The organism is Stappia sp. (assembly GCF_040110915.1).
Classification (GTDB): Bacteria; Pseudomonadota; Alphaproteobacteria; order Rhizobiales; family Stappiaceae; genus Stappia.
The window spans coordinates 316,573-335,485 of sequence record NZ_CP157793.1 but is presented as its reverse complement, the minus strand read 5'-3'; the positions used below and the strand labels follow the sequence as shown (position 1 = coordinate 335,485).

At 68.3% G+C, this 18,913-nt stretch carries 17 protein-coding genes and 1 riboswitch; of the genes, 11 read left to right on the top strand and 6 right to left on the bottom strand.

The annotated features are described in order from the left end of the window. Positions 1–121: 121 nt before the first annotated feature. The 3 genes from ABL312_RS01500 to ABL312_RS01490 all read left to right on the top strand — a co-directional run bounded on the left by ABL312_RS01500 (position 122) and on the right by ABL312_RS01490 (position 4,148). Complete coding sequence (locus ABL312_RS01500; protein WP_349359609.1) at positions 122–844, top strand: hypothetical protein; 723 nt, start codon at positions 122–124, stop codon at positions 842–844. Between the two features lie 446 nt (positions 845–1,290). Next, positions 1,291–2,751: a pitrilysin family protein gene (locus ABL312_RS01495; protein WP_349359608.1), complete on the top strand. Its 1,461-nt coding sequence runs from the start codon at positions 1,291–1,293 to the stop codon at positions 2,749–2,751. A 47-nt stretch (positions 2,752–2,798) separates the two neighbouring features. Further along, complete coding sequence (locus ABL312_RS01490; RefSeq protein ID WP_349359607.1) at positions 2,799–4,148, top strand: pitrilysin family protein; 1,350 nt, start codon at positions 2,799–2,801, stop codon at positions 4,146–4,148. 117 nt (positions 4,149–4,265) lie between these two features. Here ABL312_RS01490 and ABL312_RS01485 read toward each other — a convergent pair whose 3' ends face one another. After that, positions 4,266–5,732 carry an EAL domain-containing protein gene (locus ABL312_RS01485; protein ID WP_349359606.1) on the bottom strand — a complete coding sequence of 489 codons (1,467 nt, stop codon included), beginning with the start codon at positions 5,730–5,732 and terminating at the stop codon, positions 4,266–4,268. A 217-nt stretch (positions 5,733–5,949) separates the two neighbouring features. On the opposite strand from ABL312_RS01485, the gene ABL312_RS01480 reads away from it, so the two are divergent. Next, positions 5,950–6,147, top strand: coding sequence for a heavy-metal-associated domain-containing protein (locus ABL312_RS01480; protein ID WP_349359605.1), 198 nt, complete (start codon positions 5,950–5,952; stop codon positions 6,145–6,147). Between the two features lie 13 nt (positions 6,148–6,160). On the opposite strand, the gene ABL312_RS01475 is transcribed toward ABL312_RS01480, so the two are convergent. From ABL312_RS01475 to ABL312_RS01465, 3 genes are read right to left on the bottom strand one after another with little or no spacing between them, the layout of a single operon-like run. Next, positions 6,161–6,913: an ABC transporter ATP-binding protein gene (locus ABL312_RS01475; RefSeq protein WP_349359603.1), complete on the bottom strand. Its 753-nt coding sequence runs from the start codon at positions 6,911–6,913 to the stop codon at positions 6,161–6,163. Continuing rightward, a complete protein-coding gene (locus ABL312_RS01470; protein ID WP_349359602.1) occupies positions 6,910–8,148 on the bottom strand; it encodes an ABC transporter permease in 1,239 nt (412 codons plus the stop codon). The genes ABL312_RS01475 and ABL312_RS01470 overlap by 4 nt, the downstream gene beginning before the upstream one ends. Before the next feature lie 46 nt (positions 8,149–8,194). Beyond that, positions 8,195–9,244 (bottom strand): efflux RND transporter periplasmic adaptor subunit, encoded by a 1,050-nt coding sequence (locus ABL312_RS01465; protein ID WP_349359601.1) that lies wholly within the window; start codon positions 9,242–9,244, stop codon positions 8,195–8,197. 260 nt (positions 9,245–9,504) lie between these two features. On the opposite strand from ABL312_RS01465, the gene ABL312_RS01460 reads away from it, so the two are divergent. Beyond that, a complete protein-coding gene (locus ABL312_RS01460; RefSeq protein ID WP_349359600.1) occupies positions 9,505–11,007 on the top strand; it encodes a sigma-54 dependent transcriptional regulator in 1,503 nt (500 codons plus the stop codon). 83 nt (positions 11,008–11,090) lie between these two features. Continuing rightward, positions 11,091–11,687, top strand: coding sequence for a hypothetical protein (locus ABL312_RS01455; RefSeq protein WP_349359599.1), 597 nt, complete (start codon positions 11,091–11,093; stop codon positions 11,685–11,687). A gap of 85 nt (positions 11,688–11,772) precedes the next feature. Here ABL312_RS01455 and ABL312_RS01450 read toward each other — a convergent pair whose 3' ends face one another. Next, complete coding sequence (locus tag ABL312_RS01450) at positions 11,773–13,395, bottom strand: TadE/TadG family type IV pilus assembly protein (RefSeq protein ID WP_349359598.1); 1,623 nt, start codon at positions 13,393–13,395, stop codon at positions 11,773–11,775. Between the two features lie 275 nt (positions 13,396–13,670). On the opposite strand from ABL312_RS01450, the gene groES reads away from it, so the two are divergent. From groES to ABL312_RS01425, 5 genes are all read left to right on the top strand, one after another. Then, the gene (gene groES / locus ABL312_RS01445) at positions 13,671–13,958 is read left to right on the top strand and encodes a co-chaperone GroES (protein WP_349361315.1); all 288 of its coding nucleotides are present in this window, start codon (positions 13,671–13,673) and stop codon (positions 13,956–13,958) included. A 127-nt stretch (positions 13,959–14,085) separates the two neighbouring features. Further along, the gene (gene groL, locus ABL312_RS01440; protein WP_349359597.1) at positions 14,086–15,723 is read left to right on the top strand and encodes a chaperonin GroEL; all 1,638 of its coding nucleotides are present in this window, start codon (positions 14,086–14,088) and stop codon (positions 15,721–15,723) included. 299 nt (positions 15,724–16,022) lie between these two features. Then, entirely contained in the window at positions 16,023–16,235 is a 213-nt protein-coding gene (locus ABL312_RS01435) for a SlyX family protein (protein WP_349359596.1), read from the top strand. 93 nt (positions 16,236–16,328) lie between these two features. Next, positions 16,329–17,621, top strand: a complete 1,293-nt coding sequence (locus ABL312_RS01430) for an MFS transporter (protein ID WP_349359595.1) — start codon at positions 16,329–16,331, stop codon at positions 17,619–17,621. A gap of 46 nt (positions 17,622–17,667) precedes the next feature. After that, a riboswitch (SAM-I-IV-variant riboswitch) is annotated at positions 17,668–17,813 on the top strand. A gap of 55 nt (positions 17,814–17,868) precedes the next feature. Next, positions 17,869–18,297: a hypothetical protein gene (locus ABL312_RS01425; RefSeq protein ID WP_349359594.1), complete on the top strand. Its 429-nt coding sequence runs from the start codon at positions 17,869–17,871 to the stop codon at positions 18,295–18,297. Between the two features lie 3 nt (positions 18,298–18,300). Here ABL312_RS01425 and ABL312_RS01420 read toward each other — a convergent pair whose 3' ends face one another. Next, positions 18,301–18,657 carry an acyl-CoA thioesterase gene (locus tag ABL312_RS01420; protein WP_349361314.1) on the bottom strand — a complete coding sequence of 119 codons (357 nt, stop codon included), beginning with the start codon at positions 18,655–18,657 and terminating at the stop codon, positions 18,301–18,303. Positions 18,658–18,913 lie beyond the last annotated feature (256 nt).

Genomic DNA, 18,913 nt, shown 5'->3' with positions numbered 1-18,913 from the left:
GACATGGAAACCTCCGAAGGCATCGTGTGCGACCGTGCCGATCCGCCGCGTTTGTGACATGCGCCGGTGCGCGCCCGACAACGGGTGCGGCCTCCGCCGGCCCCGAGCAAGGACCGCCGCCGTGCCGATCCGCCTGACCATCGACCGCCCGTCCCGCCGGACAACCGGGCCCGTGCTGGCCGCCGTCTTCGGCGCCCTGCTCCTGGCCGGCTGCCAGACCGGATCCGACGGCTTCAACGACGGCAGCGACATCGACGAGGCGCCCGACGCGGCGCTGGTGCGCGGCCTGATGGAGGGGCTGGGCGCCGTCGACGGCCGCAGCGAGGCGAAGATCGAATACAAGCCCCGTGCGCCGCTGGCCATGCCGGCCCGGGCCGATGCCCTGCCGCCTCCCGAAGAGCCGGAAACGGTCGCCAACTGGCCGGCGTCCAACAAGGATGCGGAGATCGCCCGCATCCAGGAAGTCTATCGCAACACCGGCCGCGGCTCCGCCGAACTCGACGGCGACGGACGCAGCACCACGGTCCAGTCGCGCGGCATCCAGCAGCTTGCGACAAGCGGCCGCGAGCGCGACATCCAGAACGAGATCCGCAACGAGAACCGTCTCGAGAACGGCCGGATGAACCCGGCCGACCTCAACAAGCGCGTCGGCGCGGCAAAGACGGCCTCGGCCTTCACCGCCGACGGCACGCCGGTGCGCCGCTACCTGATCGAACCGCCGGTCGAGTTTTCGACCCCCTCGGCCGATGCCCCCATCGTCGCCCCGGACCGCGTGGACCGGCGACCCGAGATCAGCGCCACCGAGCAGATCATGAACGGACGTTCGGCGCGCACGGTCCAGTAACGGATACGGACATTCCGCGGCCCGGGGCCCGGTCAGATGTCCGGGCCTTGTGCCGCCAGAGCATGCCCCTGTCTGCCGCCGTGCCGCGCCAAGCGCCCGGCCGGACGGGGCGCGCCGACACCCTGGTGGCCGCGACGGCGCGCGACCAGATCGCCCCGCCTCGCGACCGATGACACAGATGACGATCACACCGATGACCTTGTGACGGCCGACGTCGGGACGGCCGGCCTGTCGAGGGATGACCTTACGAAAATTTCACGCGCCTTTCGGCCCCGGCTTCCTATATCTGAGGCTGACGCGCTTGCATCAGGGCGGCGGCACGGTCGACGCGGCCCCGCCCGCCGCATGCGCTCCCGTTCTCGTTCAGGGTCCTGCGTCTCCTTGAGCGTGCGTTCGTGGCGGGCGTCCGATCCGGGCCTCGCCAATCCCGTTACCGGAGGTGCCCCGTGCCGCAGTCCGCTTCGCCGCAATCCGCTTCCCCCACGTTTCGCCGGCCGCTGCTCCGCCGTCTCGCTCCGCTCGGCCTGGCGCTCGCGCTTGTCGGTGCCCCGCTCGCCGGCGTGCAGGCGCAGGGACCGCTGCAGGCCGCCGACGCGGCCGCCTTCGCCGAGATCCGGATCGGCGGCGAGCTGTCGAGTTTCACGCTCGACAACGGGCTTGAGGTGCTGGTGATCCCCGACAATCGCGCGCCGGTTGTCACCCACATGATCTGGTACAAGGTCGGCGCGGCCGACGAGCCGGAAGGCATGTCGGGCATCGCGCATTTCCTCGAACACCTGATGTTCAAGGGCACGACGAACAATCCGGACGGGGCCTTCTCCAAGCGGATCGCGGAGATCGGCGGGCAGGAAAACGCCTTCACCTCCAACGATTACACCGCCTACTTCCAGCGCGTCGCCAAGGAACACCTCGGCGAGATGATGGCACTCGAGGCGGACCGGATGGAAAACCTGATCCTCAGCGACGCGGTGGTCCTGCCGGAGCGCGACGTGATCCTGGAGGAACGGCGCAGCCGCGTCGACAACGACCCGAGCGCCATGCTCGGCGAGACGCTCGACGCCGTGCTCTACGTCAATCATCCCTACGGCACGCCCGTGATCGGCTGGCCCGACGAGATCTCCAGCCTGACCAAGGACGATGCGATCGCCTTCTACGATCGCTTCTACACGCCGAACAACGCGATCCTGATCGTGGCCGGCGACGTGAGCGCCGACGAGGTGCGCCGGCTCGCCGAGGAGACCTACGGCAAGGTCGCGCGGCGCGCGGAACCGGGCGAACGCCAGCGGCCCCGGCCCCAGCGCGTGCCGGGCACGCTGGAAATCGACTACGCCGATCCGCGCGTGAACCAGCCGAACCTGCGCAAGGCCTGGGTGGTGCCGAGCTACACGACCGCCGAGGGCAACACGGCGGCGGCCCTCGACCTGCTGTCCGAGATCCTCGGCGGCGGGCCCACCAGCCGGCTCTACCGGGCGCTGGTCGTCGATCAGGGCATCGCCGCCTCCGCCGGCGGCTGGTACCAGTCGAGCGCCCTCGACGACAGCCGCTTCCTCGTCTACGCCGTGCCGAGCGACGGAACGGCGCTGGAAGACGTGGCCGAGGCCACGCAGGGGGTCATCGAAACGCTGATCGCCGAGGGCGTCACAGAGGCCGAGCTGGAGCGCGCCAAGACCGGGCTGCTGTCGTCCGCGCTTTACGCGCAGGACAGCCAGTCGAGCCTGGCGCGCATGTTCGGGGTCGCCCTGACCACCGGCTCGAATGTCGAGGACGTGCGCGACTGGCCGGCCAGGATCGCCGCCGTGACGGCGGAGGATGTGCGCGCCGCCGCCGAGGCCTTCCTCGCCGCCCGGCCGGTGACCGCCTATCTGCGCGGCCAGGCCGACGCGGATCAGGCCACCCGCACACAGTAAGCGCGCCCTTGCCCTTTCAGACCGACATGCTCAAGGAGACATCCAGCATGGGGATCTCGTTCGCCGCCCGCCGCGACGTCACGCGTTCGCGCCTGCCGCTCGTTCTCGCCGCCGCGTTTGCCTCGCTGGCGCTGCTGCTCGCACCCGCGCCCGTCCGGGCAGTTGAGATCCAGGAGGTGACGACCCCCTCGGGCCTCACCGCCTGGCTCGTCGAGGATCACACCGTTCCCATCGTGGCGATGAATTTCGCCTTCGACGGCGGGTCCACGCAGGACCCGCAGGACAAGGCGGGGCTCGCCAACCTGCTGTCCGCCACGCTTGACGAGGGCGCCGGCGATCTGGACTCCCAGGCCTATCAGGCCCGGCTTCAGGACCTGGCCGTGCGGATCGGCTTCGACGCGGGACGCGATGCCTTCTACGGCTCGCTGCGCACGCTGACGCCCAATCTCGACGAGGCCTTCGACATGCTGCGCCTCGCGGTGACGGAGCCCCGCTTCGACGCGGATGCCGTGGAGCGCATGAAGCGGCAGATCGTCGCCGGGCTGCGCCGCGAGGCCAAGGATCCCGATGCCATCGCCGGGCGCACCTGGGCGGAACTCGCCTTTCCCGACCATCCGTACGGCCGCCCCTCCGCGGGCACCGAGGAGAGCGTCGCCGCGCTGTCGCCCGACGACCTGCGCGCCCTGCACGGCCGGATGTTGGCGCGCGACACGCTGACCGTCTCGGTGGTCGGCGCGATCGACGCCGAGCGGCTCACGGCCCTGCTGGAAGAGACTTTCGCCGCGCTTCCGGAGACGGCCGACCTCGTGCCGGTGGCCGATGTGACGCCGCTGACCGGCCTGCGCGAGGCGGTCACGCTCGACGTGCCGCAGACCGCGATCCGCCTCGGCTATCCCGGCCTTCAGCGCGACGATCCCGACTTCATCCCGGGCTTCGTGATGAACCACATCCTCGGCGGCGGGGCATTCTCGTCCTGGCTCTACGAGGAAGTGCGGGAAAAGCGCGGGCTTGCCTATTCGGTCGGCTCCTACCTGGTGCCCTACGATCATTCCGGCATGCTGATGGCGGCGACCGGCACGCGCTCCGATCGGGCCGAGGAGTCGCTGGCGATCATCGACCAGCAGATCGCCCGCATGGCGGACGAGGGGCCGAGCGCGGAGGAACTGGCCAAGGCCAAGGCGTTCCTCACCGGCTCCTATGCCCTGCGCTTCGACACCTCGGGCAAGATCGCCAGCCAGCTTCTCGGCATCCAGATGGAAGAGCTCGGCATCGACTATATCGACAAGCGCAACGATCTGATCGAGGCGGTGACGCTCGACGACATCCGCCGCGTGGCGGCGCGGCTCCTCAAGGACGTGGAGCCGGTGGTCGTGACGGTCGGCGGCGGGTCGAGCTGAGGCGCCTTGCGCTTCGGATCCTCAAGCCGGGGATCCCGGAGATCAAAGATCGGAAACAGGATGCTGGGCCGCCTCGGGCGGCCCTTCTTTTTCGTCACCGTCCTGCGTAAACGCGGATCATTCGGCGGCGCGGCGCATCGTTCGGGGCGGCTGGCCCTTCAGGACTTCCGGGCGCACCGGGCGCGGCGGCGAGAACAGATAGCCCTGGCCGAAGCGCACCTCCAGATCGAGAACCTCGAGCACCTGCGCTTCCGTCTCGATGTGATCGACGATGAGTTCGATCGCGAAGCGGCGCAGGAGATCGCCGAGATCGTCCGGGTGGATGTGGCTGTCGGGCATGCGCTCGTTGCCGATCAGACGTGAGGCATGGAGCTTCATGTAGCGGAAGCCGCGCTCCGACAGCGTCTTGAAGTCGCTCTTGAGATCGGTCACCCGGTCCATCGAGAAGCGGAAACCGAGGTCGGCGAGCGCCGCCAGGCTTTCCAGCTCCAGAGCGCCCATCTCGGCGACGTCGCGCTGCGAGAACTCGAAGATCAGCTGATCGTCGAAGCCCTCGTTGGTGCGCAGGAAATCCAGAAAGCCGGGGAAGAAGCGTTCGTCGACCAGCGTCTGCGCCGACAGGTTGACGAAGAGGCCGGAGCGCCGGTTGCGGCTCGTCAGCCGGCGCAGCACCTGGATCGCGCGGAACAGCATCAGGTTGTCGATCGCCGGCATCATGCGGGCTCGTTCCGCCTCGTCGATGAAGTCGACCGGCTCCAGATAGACGTCATTGGCGTCGCGGATGCGCGTCAGCGCCTCATAAAAGCGCACCTGCCGGTTGGGCAGGGTCACCAGCGGCTGCAGGAAGAGGTCCACCCGATTGTGGTCGAGCGCGTCGCGGATGGTCTCGCGCAGGGCCGGATCCGGCGGCGCGGGACGCGGCGGGCTCGGCGGCATGGGCGCCCGAAGCCCGGCCTCGGCGCCACCTCTTCCCCGCTCGGGATGGGCCCGCTCGGGATGGGCCCGCTCGGGATGTCCCCGTTCGGACTGCCCCCGCTCGCCCGGATAGGGCGCCGCCCGCTCCGGCTCGCCTTGCGGATAGGCGTCCGCATGCGCCACCGGCTGGCGCTCGTAGCCGATCGCCCGCGGCGCCTCCTGATACTGGCCGATGCGCTCGGGCGCGGGGCGCTCGAGCAGCTTGCGATCCTGATCGTCGATCCGGTCTTCCATGCCGGCCATGGCCTCGGCCATCTGCTTGATCAGGCTGCCGAGCACCTCGACCTCGGCGAAGAGCGGATCGATCTCCTCGCGCGTGCGGCGGGGCAGATTGGTCTCCATGCCGGTCATGCGACCCTCGAGATTGCCGATGTCCTCGTCGACCTCGAGCACCCGCTCCTCGAGTTCGGCCACCCTGGCGCTGACCTCGCCGCGCTCGCGCTGCCGGGTGAACACCAGATGCACCACGATCATCGTGCACAGAAGCGCGAGCGCCAGCGACAGCGCCTCGCCGAAGGGCCGCGCGAACTGGAACATCATGATCGTGGCCACCGAGGCCGCGATCACGCCCATGCACAGGAATATGAAGATGGTCGTCGCGCGTGCCATGCTTGTCCGTCGGCCCCAGCCGAATCACCGTGTTCCCAATACTGCCTGAATAAGGCGATTCTTCCGAGTCTCCACCCGCATGGCACGCTTCGTGCCGGGATCCGCACACGTGGCCCCCTCGCCGCGCGTCCGGAGTTTCGCGAGCTTGACCTTCCCCTTGCCGGAAGGCCCAGCTTCGCAGGTAGCGTTCCCTGTTCCCGTTTCAGGAGACACACCCATGATCGAAGTGCGGATCGACGGCCTTGCCTGTGGCGGCTGCGTCAAGGCGGTGGAAAAGGCCATCGCGACAACGGACCCGGCGGCGCGGACGCAGGTCGACCTCGCCAGCGGCACCGCGCGGATCGAGACGGCGCGCCCGCGCGCGGAGATCGTCGCGGCGATCGAGGCGGCGGGCTACGACGTGCCGCAGGCCTGATCCCGGGCAAGCGTCAAGGCCCGCGGGCATCGTCCTCCGGCACGTCGAGCATGCCGTCGACCAGATGCAGGCGGCGGTCCATGCGCGCGGCGAGATGCAGATCGTGCGTGACCGCGACGACCGTCTTGCCGTGATCGTCGACCAGGCGGCGCAGCGTCTGGAACACCTGCTCCGAGGATTTGGTGTCGAGACTGCCGGTCGGCTCGTCGGCGAGGATCACCGGCGGCTCGTTGGCCAGCGCGCGGGCGACCGCGACCCGCTGGCGCTGCCCGCCGGAGAGCTGGATCGGATGCTTGTGCGCGTGATCGGCAAGGCCGAGGTCGTCGAGCAGTTCGAGCGCGCGCGCGCGCATTTCCGGCCGCGTCAGCCGGCCGAGCTTGCGCATCGGGATGGTAATGTTGTCGATCACCGAAAACTCCGGCAGCAGGAAATGGAACTGAAACACGAAGCCGAGCTTGGACAGACGGATCCAGGCGCGCGCGCTTTCCGACAGCAGATGCGTCGGCTTGCCCTCGATCAGCACCTCGCCGTCGCTGGGGCTGTCGAGCAGGCCCAGCAGATAGAGCAGCGACGATTTGCCGGAGCCGGACGGTCCGGTGATGGCGACGAATTCGCCTGCGCCGATGGCCAGATCGACATCATGCACGAGGGTGACCGGAACCGGACCGGGCAGGATGCGGGTCAGCGCGCGGGCCTCGATCAGCACGGGTGCGGCCGCGTCGCGCGGGCGCCCGTGCGCCTGTTCGGCCGCCGAGATCGGGCTCATGAGGCCCCCCGGATGATGTCGACCGGATTGAGCTGCGCCGCGCGGCGGGCCGGCATGTAGCCGGCGATCCCCGCCGCGAACAGGGCGAAGCCGCAGGCGATGGCGTAATGCACGACGCTGTAGTGGAGCGGCAGCCGCGTGAACTCGACATTCGTCTGTACATCGAACTCCAGCGAGCCGAGCACCAGACACAGCACATAGCCGAGCCCGGACCCGAGGATCGAGCCGAGCACCCCGATCAGCAGCCCTTCGGCGAGAAAGACGCGGCGGATGTCGGCCTGTTCGAAGCCCAGCGACTTGAGAATGGCGATGTCGCGGACCTTCTCGTGCACGATGGTCGAGACGATGGTGAAGATGCCGAAACCGGCGACCAGCAGGATCGCGCCGACGACGGTGTACATGATGATGTTGCGCACCATCAGCACCTCCATCAGGCTCTCGTTGGCTTCCTGCCAGGAGGTCGCGCGGTACCCGGTCATGCGCTCGACGCGGGCGGCGACGTCCCGCGCGGCGTTGACGTCGTCGAGGCGGATCGACAGGCGGTTGATCGCATTGGGCCGGCTGAACAGCACCTGCGCCGTCTTGAGCACGACATAACCGGTGCCCTCGTCGGCCTGGGTCACGCCGGTGTGGAACAGTCCGACGATCTTCAGCCGCCGCACGCTGCCTCCGGCGGTGGAGGCGGCCACGGTGTCGCCGACCGCCGCGCCGAGCTTGGATGCCGCGCCGTCGCCGATGACGATGCCGTTGAGATCGGCGGCCAGATCCGTGAAATCCCCGGTCAGCATGTCCTCGCCGATGGTCGAGACCTTCAGATGCGCCGCCGGATCGACGCCGGTGAGCGCCACCGCCACGTCCTTGCCGCCGTAGCGCAACACCGCCTGCCCCGACAGCGAGGCGGCCATATGGCCCGGCAGCCAACTTTCCAGCATCGCCTCGAGACGCACCGGATTGCGCAGGCCGCGGGTGTCGTCGTCGGGGCGCGCGCCGATCACATTGACCGCATCGAAGCGCGCGGCGGACGGCGGCGGGTCGGGCGCGCGCCGGTCGTCGGTCACCTCGACATGGGGAATGGCATCGACCAGCGTCTCGATGAAATCGCGCTGCGAGCCTTCCATCAGGGCCGCCATGGCGATGGAAAACCCGACGCCCAGCATGACGCCGAGCACGGAGACCACGCTCTGGCGCAGCCGTCCGGCGACATGGGTCATCGCGATGGCGAAGGTCAGCGACACGGCCGCCCCCCGCACAGGCTCCGCGTCCCGGCGCGCGACGGCCGGCTCATCGGGCGGCCTCCCCGCCGGACGCCCCCCGGTCTGACGCCCCCCGTTCTGACGCCACGGCGCGCCGGCCGGGCGCAAGTCCCTCCTGCCACAGGGCGACGACCCGGTCCTCCCTCGTCAGCCCGTCCAGGATCTCCACATCCGCGACCCCGCGAATGCCGACCGTGACCGCGCGCTCGGCCAGGCGGCCGTCGTCCTCCAGCACCAGCACGCGGTCACCGTCGAGCGCGGCGAGCGGCACCAGCATGGTTTCCTCCACGACGCGCACGACGATGTTGACGTCGGTGGTCATGCCGATCATTAGCGGCGGTTCCTGCGGAAAGGTCAGATACACCCGATAGGTCTTGAGCACCGGGTCGCCCTTCGGCGTGATGCGGTCGACCACCGCGTCAAAGGTCTGATCGGGAAAGGCATCGGCGCGCACCACCACCGCCTGCCCCGGTGCGACGAGCGGGATGTCTTCCTCGTTGACGTCGGCGATCACCTGCAGCGGCCGGGGCTGTCCCACCCAGAAGAGAACCGACCCGGGTTCGGCCACCTCGCCGACCTCGCCGTCGCGACGCAGGACCATGCCGTCCATGGGCGCGCGCAATTCATAGTCGGTGAGGCGCGCGGTCTGCGCGGCGACCAGCGCGACATTGCGCGAATGATCGTTTTCCGCCTGATCGAAGGCCTGCTGGGACACGACGCGCCGGTCGAGCAGCCCGGCGGCCCGCTCCATCTGCTGCTTCGACAGGCGCGCGCGGGCTTCCAGCTCGGCGAGCGTGGCGCGGGCGTCGGAGGCGTCGAGCCGGCCGAGCACCGTGCCGCGCGTCACTTCCCGGCCCTCGCAGGCGCACAGTTCGACGATGCGTTCGCGCAGCAGGCTCGTCACCTTGGCCCAGCGCACCGGCTCCACGACGCCGGTCGCATAGACCACATCGGCGGCCGATCCGCTGCGCGGCGTCACCACCTCCACGACCGCCGGCCGGTCCGTCCACCACCAGGCCGCGCCCGCGCCTGCGGCAAGAAGGCCCAGGATCACGACAAGCAGGAAAAACCGTTTCATGGAGTCTGACGCTTTCGCGGGTGCGCTTGGGAGCGCTGGCGGGAACGCTCTCGCGGGTTGCACGGCACCGTCGCGATACCGCAACGGCGGAGGGAGCCTATCACCGCCCGCCGGCCGACCCTATTCGCAAAAGACCGGAAAGGCGGAAACAGCCCCGGTTTTCAATGGAAACCGTTTGTTTACCATGTGCTCGCAGAATCCAACGGCAAATCAATTCGATGCCGATTTGCCGGCATGCAGGAAAAGGGGGTCGCCACGGCATGGAATCCATGCATGGCGCTGAGGGGCACATTCGGCTCGCCGTTCTCGACGGCGACGGCACGACGCGCAACCTCGCGGGATCTGTCATCGACGCAATGGACCATCCTTGCGCCGCGCCGATGGCCTTTCACAGTTTCGAACCGTTCTATGCCGCCAACACGCAGTCGCAGCCGGACGTGATGATCGTCGACCTCGAGGCGCTGGCGGAGGATGGCTATCTGTCGCGTCTGGCGGCCGCGCATCCGCAGGCGCTGCTGATGGCGGTGAGCAACGGCGCATCGCTCACCCGCAGCCTCGCGGCGATGGAAGCCGGCGCCCACGACGTGATCTCGCTTCCCGTGGATCCGGCGACGGTGGCGGAGAAGATCGACCGCTTCCTGGTGCAAAGCGCGCGCACCGACGCCAAGCGGCGGGCGGCGGCGGGCCGAAGCGCCGCAGGCCGCACGCCGGCCGGCGAGGCCCCCGTCGAAGCCCCGGTCGAGGCCTATGTGTTCGAGGGCTTCGTCGGCGGATCGGCGCGCATGCGCGACGTCTACGACCAGATCTGCCGGATCGCCCCCTCCGCCGCGCCCGTCTTCGTGACCGGCGAGTCCGGCAGCGGCAAGGAACTGTGCGCCCAGGCCATCCACGCCCGCTCGACGCGCGCCGACAAACCCTTCATCGCGATCAATTGCGCGGCCATTCCCGCCGATCTGATGGAAAGCGAGATCTTCGGCCATGTGCGCGGCGCCTTCACCGGTGCCACGGACGCCCGCGCGGGTGCGGCCGAGGCCGCCGACGGGGGCACGCTGTTTCTCGACGAGATCGGCGAGATGGACCTCGCCCTGCAATCCAAGCTCCTGCGCTTCGTGCAGACCGGCACGGTGCAGCGCATCGGCGACACGACCCAGCGCCGCGTCAACGTGCGCATCGTCTGCGCCACCAACCGCGACCCGCAGGCGGAGATCGCCGCCGGCCGGTTCCGCGAGGATCTGTTCTACCGGCTGCACGTGCTGCCGATCCGCCTGCCGGCGCTGCGCGACCGGCGCGAGGACATCCTGCCGATGGCGCGGATCTTTCTGGAGCGCTTCGCGCGCGAGGAGGGACGTGCCTTCTCCGGCATCGCGGGCTGCGCCGGCGAGAAACTGCTCACCTACGACTGGCCGGGCAACGTCCGCCAGCTGGAAAACAGCCTGCGTCAGGCGGTGGTGATGCACGACGGCGAGGCGCTCACCGCCGACATGCTGCCCGCCTTCCTGCTCGGCGAAGGGCTGTCCTCGCGGCTCGACCCGATGCCGGCGCCCTCCTCGTCCGCGATCCGCACCCGCCCGGTCGAGATCGAACCGCTGTGGGCGCAGGAGCGGCGCATCATCGAGGATGCGCTCGCCGCCTTCGACGGGAACATCGCCAAGGCGGCGGCGGCGCTCGAGATCTCGCCGTCCACGATCTACCGCAAGCGGCAGTCCTGGAACGAACGCCTCGCGCCGTCCGGCGGAGCGCGATTCACCGCCTTCGCCGGTTAAGCTTGTCGCCGCCCCCCGGGCCGGTCTATACGGTGCACCGCGCAAAACGCGCGCGTGCAGGGCATAGCCGGGCGGGGAGAACGATGGCCAAGCGGGATTTCACGACATCGCGACGCGAGCGGGCGCGCACGATTGCCGCGACGCTGCTGCTTGCGGCCCTGTCTCTTCCCGCCGTGGCCGACGATCGGGCAGCCGCGCTGTCGTCATCCCTGCCGCCGGCGCTTGCCGAGGCGCAGGCCCGGTTCGCCGAGGCCTGGGCGGAGGCGCCGCTCGCCATCGCGCGCGGGCTCTTCGTGGAGGGCGAGGTGACGGGCTTCGGCCAATACACCCCGCGTCCCGACGCGACCTTCGCGCAGGACGACACGCTGATCGTCTATGTCCAGCCCGTCGGCTACGGCTACCTGGAGAGCGCGACGGGCCATGCGATCCGGCTGACCGCCGATTTCGAAGTGGCCAACGCGTCCGGTCAGATCCTGGCCGCGCAGGAGCGTTTCGCCACGCTGGAAAGCGACGCCCGCGACAGGCAGCGCGAGTTTCACGCCACCCTGCGGTTTCGCTTCGACGGCTTGCGCCCGGGCGCCTACACACTGACGACGCGGCTCAGCGATACGGCGACGGGCGAGAGCGCAAGCCTCGACCTGCCCTTCACCGTGACGGCGGACCCGGCTCCGGCCGAGTGAGGCCGCGCGGCGAGACGTCGCCGGATGAGAGCCGCCATTCAGGCCCACCATTCAGGGCCGGCGTTGCCGGGACCGCGCGTGGCGATCACTTCGACAGCCGCAGCTTGCTGATTTCCTCGGCGAAGCGCTCGAAGGCATCGACCAGATCGGAGTTCGAGCGCGCGTCGATGGCCATGTTCGGGCTGCTGGCGCAGCGGCGCATCATCTCCCGCGTGTCCGGATCGTTGATCTGGAAGGCCACCGTATAAACCGAAATGCCGTCCTTCTTGGCGTTTTCGCAGGCGAGCGCGGTGCGCTGGTCCATCGCGTTCTCGATCTCCCAGGTGTCGTCGACGCCGTTGCCCATGCGCTCCTCGGTGCCATACCCATAGGCCCCGATGCTGGTGCGGTTGAACGAGTTCTGCCCCTGGTAGAAATTCTCACCGTCGGAGAGAACGATCATGATGCGGACGTGTTCGTCGTCGGAATTCGGCCGCACGACGCGCCCGCTCGTGAAAGGCGGGGTCGGCGACAGCATCCGCCAGCCCCACATCACGCCCTGGTGGATGTTGGTGCTGCCGTTCGCCTGCATCCGCTTCAGGTCGTTGAGGATCGCGTTCTTGTTGATCGTGAGGTCGGTCACCGGGCGGGTGCGGCAGTTGTAGTTCGGTCCCTTCGTGTAGCTGTTGCCGAAGGACCTGTTCTGATTGCGGTACTTGCACATGCGCTCCTGCGCATATTCCCAGAGCGGCAGGCCGAGCTTGCGGGCCTCCTGCCAGATGTTCTTGTCGCAGCCGCCGGAATAGTCGCGGATGTAATCGTTCTGGTGGCGATCCCAGCCGCGGGTGAACTGGCCGTCCGGCTCGTCGGGCGCAAACATCGGCACGAAGAGGGTGGCCGGCTTGCGCCGGTCGGGCACCTCGTCGGTCACGTCATAGGGAACGGGGCGGGATTCCACGCAGCCGAGCCACGGCGTGCGGTTGAGCTGCTTGAACAGGGTGAAGCGGCTCGGCCTGCCGTTGTAGAAGTACTGGCTCTCGAATTCGTCCGGGTCCGGCGTGCCGTCGGCCCGGGTCTCGAAATTGATCCAGTGGATGGGCGACAGTCCCTCGCGATCCATCCAGGGTTCGTTCTCCTTGTCACCGCCGATGTTGACGAAGGAGGTGAAGGGCACCAGGCCGATCTTGACCCGGTCCTTCTTGTCGCCGTTGTCGTTGAGCGCGAACAGCGTCTCGGCGAAGTCCTCGGAGGCGGTCTTGAGCGTCCTGAGCTTGCTGCCGCCCATCGAGCCGGAATTGTCGAGCACCATCACGACATCGAAGGTGCTCTTGCCGATCACCGTCTGGGACTGCACGCCGACGTCGAGCGTTTCCTTGCCCAGCACCCCGCCGAACATGGTGCCGACGCCCTGCGTCGCCTTGACCGTCACCGTGCCCTTTGACACCGAGACGTCGAGATCGACGTCGCCGCCCTTGTAGATCGCCCCGAAATAGGCTTCCGCATTGGCCTTGACCTTGGCCTCCGACAGTCCGTCGCTGTCGTAATTGGCGGCCAGCGCCGTCGCGTCCACCGCCGCCTGGAGGCTGGACTTGACGTTGTGCGCGCGCAGGAAATCGACGCCCGCGCCGATGATCAGCACCACCAGCCCCGCGACGATGGCAAAGATCACCACGATGCCGCCGCGCCGGTCGCGCCAGAACTGCCGAAAGGGATTGCGCACTTTTGTCATGCGCAAAGGATACGAGGGACCTCTTACGAAGAGGTTGACCGACGCATGCGCATTGCGAATGCGCGGCGCCCTTCGCGCCGCGGCAGGCGCAGTTTGCCGAGGTCGAAAAATCTCGCGCGAAGATCATTGACAGCGATTTGGGCGCATCCTACATCAGGCGCGCTGTTAGCACTCTCATTCAAGGAGTGCCAACGTGGTCTGCGTTCGCTCCCGCACGGCGCGTGTCCGGCGGGCAGGAGGAGTACCACGCTGGCCAGAAAAGGAAAGAGCACGACATGAAGTTCCGCCCTTTGCATGATCGCGTCGTGGTCCGCCGCGTCGAGTCCGAGGAAAAGACCGCCGGTGGCATCATCATCCCCGACACCGCCAAGGAAAAGCCGCAGGAAGGCGAAGTCGTCGCCGTCGGCCCCGGCGCGCGCAAGGACAACGGCGAGCTGATCACCCTCGACGTCAAGTCCGGCGACCGCGTGCTGTTTGGCAAGTGGTCCGGCACCGAGGTCAAGATCGACGGTGAAGACCTTCTGATCATGAAGGAAAGCGACATCATGGGCGTGGTGGGCTAAGCCGCACCCCGTCTTTCCCCCGCCCGGGCGCGACACCGCGCCGCCCGGCGCCCGCAGGGCGCCGCAGCACGCGGCAAGCGTCGTTTCGCGCCGGACGGATCCCAGACTTATCAGGAGAGTAACGAAAATGGCTGCCAAGGAAGTCAAGTTTTCCGCCGATGCCCGCGAGCGCATGCTCAAGGGCGTCGACACGCTCGCCAACGCGGTGAAGGTCACGCTCGGCCCGAAGGGTCGCAACGTCGTGCTCGACAAGGCCTTCGGTGCCCCGCGCATCACCAAGGACGGCGTGTCGGTCGCCAAGGAAATCGAGCTTGAGGACAAGTTCGAGAACATGGGCGCGCAGATGGTGCGCGAAGTCGCCTCCAAGACGAACGACGTCGCGGGCGACGGCACCACCACCGCGACCGTGCTGGCCCAGGCGATCGTCAAGGAAGGCGCCAAGGCCGTGGCCGCCGGCATGAACCCGATGGACCTGAAGCGCGGCGTCGATCTCGCCGCCCAGGCCGCGGTGAAGGATCTGGAGGCCCGCTCCAAGACCATCACCACCTCCGACGAGGTTGCCCAGGTCGGCACCATCTCGGCCAACGGCGACAAGCAGGTCGGCGACGACATCGCCAAGGCGATGCAGAAGGTCGGCAACGAGGGTGTGATCACCGTCGAGGAAGCCAAGTCGCTCGAGACCGAGCTCGAGGTCGTCGAGGGCATGCAGTTCGACCGCGGTTACCTGTCGCCGTACTTCGTGACCAACGCCGAGAAGATGATCGCGGATCTGGAGAAGCCCTACATTCTCCTGCACGAGAAGAAGCTCTCCAACCTGCAGGCCATGCTGCCGATCCTGGAGTCGGTCGTGCAGTCCAGCCGTCCGCTGCTCATCATCGCCGAGGACGTCGAGGGCGAGGCGCTCGCCACCCTCGTGGTCAACAAGCTGCGTGGCGGCCTGAAGATCGCCGCCGTCAAGGCTCCGGGCTTCGGTGACCGCCGCAAGGCCATGCTCGAGGACATCGCCGTCCTGACCGGCGGCACGGTGATTTCCGAGGATCTCGGCATCAAGCTCGAGAACGTGACGCTCGACATGCTCGGCACCGCCGAGAAGGTCGAGATCACCAAGGAGACCACGACCATCGTCGATGGCGCCGGCGCCAAGGAAGACATCGAGGGCCGCGTCGCGCAGATCAAGGCGCAGATCGAGGAGACCACCTCGGACTACGACCGCGAGAAGCTCCAGGAGCGCCTGGCCAAGCTCGCCGGCGGCGTCGCGGTGATCCGCGTCGGCGGCGCGACCGAGGTCGAGGTGAAGGAGAAGAAGGACCGCGTCGACGACGCCCTCAACGCGACCCGCGCGGCCGTGGAGGAAGGCATCGTCCCGGGCGGCGGCACCGCGCTTCTGCGCGCCAAGAAGGCCGTCGAGGGCCTCACCTCCGACAACCCGGACATCATGGCCGGCATCAAGATCGTGCTGCGCGCGCTTGAGGCCCCGATCCGCCAGATCGCCGAGAACGCCGGCGTGGAAGGCTCGATCGTGGTCGGCAAGATCCTCGAGAACCCGGACGAGAACTTCGGCTTCAACGCGCAGAGCGAAGAGTACGTCGACATGATCGCGGCCGGCATCATCGACCCGACCAAAGTCGTGCGCACCGCGCTCCAGGATGCGGCCTCCGTCGCCGGCCTGCTCATCACCACCGAAGCGATGGTGGCCGAGCTGCCGAAGAAGGATGGCGGCGCGCCGGCGATGCCGGGCGGCGGCATGGGCGGCATGGACTTCTAAGAAGTCCATCGGAACCGCCCATTGCTCCAGATGCTGAAACCGGCAACAGCCGGTTTCAGCTATGCCAGGTCGAAACCGGCAACAGCCGGTTTCGAGGGCGGCAGGGACTTCTGAGAAGTCCATCGGAACCGACATTTGCGGAAAGGGCGGCCTGCTGGCCGCCCTTTCTCGTTTTGCCGGGCAAATCCCCTCGCCGGGCGGGGCAAACCTTGACCGGCACCGTAGGCAAAGCAGTGCGAACCGGCCTATGGTTCCGATGGATCGCGACGGCCCACTCCCTTTTCGAAGACACCTGCACCATGACCAGCGACACCGACGCCCGCCTCGAAAAACTCGAAACCGATCTCGCCCATGCCCAGCTCGCCATCGACGAGTTGAACGATGTGGTGACGCGGCAAGCCGGGCAGATCGATCTGCTCACCCGCAAGCTCGCCGCGCTCGAAGACCACATGGACGAGCTGGAGGACGCCAGCGCGCGCAATGCGCCCGGCGTCAAGCCACCGCATTACTGACCCGCCGCAAGGAGCTTCCGCGCGGGGCCTCCACGCGCAAACCATGACACCGACGGTTGACGCGGGCGCCGTCGCCGCGCCATCAACGAGCCGATGACCCAGTTCCTGCCCATCGCCGCGCTTCTGGCCGGCTCCGCCCTCCTTCTGCTCGCCGGCGGGCTGCACGGCCTTTTGCTGCCGCTGCGCGGCTCCATCGAGGGCTTTTCGGACACCGCCCTCGGCCTGCTGGGAACGGGCTGGGCAATCGGCTATGTCGCCGGCTGCCTGCTGACGCCGCATGTGGTGAAGCGCGTCGGCCACATCCGCACCTTCGGCGTGTTCTGCTCCACCGCCGGGATCGTCGTCCTGCTCAACCTGCTGATCCTGCATCCGGCCGGCTGGGTGCCGCTCAGGGCGCTGTCGGGATTCTGTTTCGCCGGCGCGGCGATGGTGGTGGAAAGCTGGCTCAACGAACGCGCCACCACCAACACGCGCGGACGGATCTTCGGCCTCTACACGATGATCAATCTGGCCGCGACGACCATCGGCCAGATGCTGCTGACGCTCGGCGATCCGGCGGGCTTCGTGTTCTTCGTGGTCGGCTCGATCGTCTATTCGCTGGCGCTTCTGCCGACCGCCCTGTCGACGGCCGCCGCCCCCGCCCCGCTCGCGCAGGCCGAGCTCGACATCACCGCGCTCTGGCGCAACTCGCCGGTGGCGGTGATCAGCATCTTCCTCGTCGGCGTATCGAACAGCGCCTTCGGCACGCTCGGCGCGGTCTACGGGCGGCAGATCGGCCTGTCGGTGACCAGCATCGCCACCATGATGTCGGCCGCGCTGCTCGCCGGCGCGCTGATCCAGATCCCCGTGGGTCTGCTCTCCGACCGCATGGACCGGCGCTATGTGCTGATCGCCATCGCGGCGCTCGCCTGCGCCATCGGCGGCATGCTCGCGGCCGGCGGGCTGCTGCCGCCCGGCCTCGTCATCGCTCTTGTCTCCGCCTTCGGCGGCATGATCTACGCCATGTATCCGGTGATCGTCGCGCATGCGAGCGACCACGCCGCGCCCGGCGATTTCCTCAAGGTGAGCGGCGGCCTGCTGCTGATGTTCGGCATCGGCTCGGTCATCGGCCCGCTCGCCGCCGCGCTGGTGATGAGCGTGACGACCCCGCAGGGCCTGTTCGCGGTTACCTCCGTTGCCCATGGGGCGCTGTTGCTGTTCGCCCTGTGGCGGATCACACGGCGCGAGGCCATCGCGCCGGCGGACCGCGAGGACTTCGTGGCGATGGCCTCGGCGGCCCGTTTCGCAACGCCCGAGACCATGGCGCTGGACCCCCGCGCGGAAGCCGACACCACGGACCCGAGTGAGCCGCCGGCCGAGGACCTGGACGACGATCCGCGCAGCTGACCCGCGACAAACGTCTTGCACGGGCCGGCCGGCCATGGCACAACCCATCCGTCATCAAGAGAAGGGCTGGCGCCCTCGCCAACCTGCCCGCCGGGCAAGGTGGTTTCCCTGACGGACGGACGCAACGGATCGTTCCGATTGCGCACCGCTCACGGGGATGTGGCCGCATCTGCGGCAACGAAGCGGCTTCGAGACGATCCCCGCAAACGCGCCAGTCCTCCTCGGGAAACCGAAGGAGGATTTTTTAATGGTCACCCCCGCCGCGTCCCCAGCCGCGTCCCTCACACCGTCCTCCGCCTCGTCCGAAAGCCGCGCTGCCGACGGTTGTCCTGAGCCGCAGGGGCAGCGCCGCGAACGCGAGCCGGCACGCATCCTCCCGGCGCAAGGGCGCGCAGGCCCCACGCTGGCGGAACTGCGGGTGCTGGCGCTTGGAATGCGAATGACCGGACTCGCCGCCTCGGCTTTGCGCGAAACCGGGACTGCTCAGACCGGCAGGCTCTCCGCCGCGCAACGCTCCGCCCGACTGGCCGCCCAGTTGCGCCTGTGGGCAAGCGGCTGCCGAAAGGCGATCGACGAGCCGCTGCTGCGCGACATCGCCGCCCGGCACCCGGCGCAGGCCCTCGCGCTCTTCACCCGGTCCCGGAACGCGGCAAGACCACGTTCCGCCCGGCGTTGAGCCTCAGCCGGAGAGCAAGGCCATCTCCGGCACGGGACGCGGGCGCCCCTCGTCATCGACGGCAACGAAGGTGAAGGTGGCATCCGTCACCTTCTCGCGCCGGCCGATATTCTGGCGCAGCGCCCAGGCCTCGATCGCCACCTTCAGCGAGGTCCGGCCGACGCTGCCGATCGCGCAATAGACGCAGAGCACGTCGCCCACCTTGACCGGGCGGATGAAGGTCATCCGCTCGACGGAAATCGTGACAACGCGCCCGGCGGCGCGCTGGCCGGCGGCGATCCCGCCCGCCAGATCCATCTGCGACAGCACCCATCCACCGAAGATGTCCCCGGCCGCATTGGTGTCGGCCGGCATGGCCATGGTGCGCAGCGTCAGCTCGCCGACCGGCGCCTGCGTCTCGATCTCCTCACTCACCCGACGTCCTTTCCCAGAGCATTTCTCGTGAATGCTGAATCACTCGAAATGCTCCATGTCTCTGTTTTTCCGCAATTTCGCGAGCGCGAAAGTCTCCGACTTTGCTGAAATTGCTCCAGGGCCGCCCGCATCGGGCGACCTGCGGTTCCTGTGAGCAAACCCTACCGACGGTCGCGCCGCTTGCCAACGCTTCGGCCCGGGC

Coding starts and splice junctions, on each gene's coding strand:
- ABL312_RS01490 (WP_349359607.1), top strand. CDS start 2,799: ATGGGGATCTCGTTCGCCGCCCGCCGCGACGTCACGCGTTCGCGCCTG.
- ABL312_RS01485 (WP_349359606.1), bottom strand. CDS start 5,732: ATGGCACGCGCGACGACCATCTTCATATTCCTGTGCATGGGCGTGATC.
- ABL312_RS01480 (WP_349359605.1), top strand. CDS start 5,950: ATGATCGAAGTGCGGATCGACGGCCTTGCCTGTGGCGGCTGCGTCAAG.
- ABL312_RS01475 (WP_349359603.1), bottom strand. CDS start 6,913: ATGAGCCCGATCTCGGCGGCCGAACAGGCGCACGGGCGCCCGCGCGAC.
- ABL312_RS01465 (WP_349359601.1), bottom strand. CDS start 9,244: ATGAAACGGTTTTTCCTGCTTGTCGTGATCCTGGGCCTTCTTGCCGCA.
- ABL312_RS01460 (WP_349359600.1), top strand. CDS start 9,505: ATGGAATCCATGCATGGCGCTGAGGGGCACATTCGGCTCGCCGTTCTC.
- ABL312_RS01455 (WP_349359599.1), top strand. CDS start 11,091: ATGGCCAAGCGGGATTTCACGACATCGCGACGCGAGCGGGCGCGCACG.
- ABL312_RS01450 (WP_349359598.1), bottom strand. CDS start 13,395: ATGACAAAAGTGCGCAATCCCTTTCGGCAGTTCTGGCGCGACCGGCGC.
- groES (WP_349361315.1), top strand. CDS start 13,671: ATGAAGTTCCGCCCTTTGCATGATCGCGTCGTGGTCCGCCGCGTCGAG.
- groL (WP_349359597.1), top strand. CDS start 14,086: ATGGCTGCCAAGGAAGTCAAGTTTTCCGCCGATGCCCGCGAGCGCATG.
- ABL312_RS01435 (WP_349359596.1), top strand. CDS start 16,023: ATGACCAGCGACACCGACGCCCGCCTCGAAAAACTCGAAACCGATCTC.
- ABL312_RS01430 (WP_349359595.1), top strand. CDS start 16,329: ATGACCCAGTTCCTGCCCATCGCCGCGCTTCTGGCCGGCTCCGCCCTC.
- ABL312_RS01425 (WP_349359594.1), top strand. CDS start 17,869: ATGGTCACCCCCGCCGCGTCCCCAGCCGCGTCCCTCACACCGTCCTCC.
- ABL312_RS01420 (WP_349361314.1), bottom strand. CDS start 18,657: ATGGCCATGCCGGCCGACACCAATGCGGCCGGGGACATCTTCGGTGGA.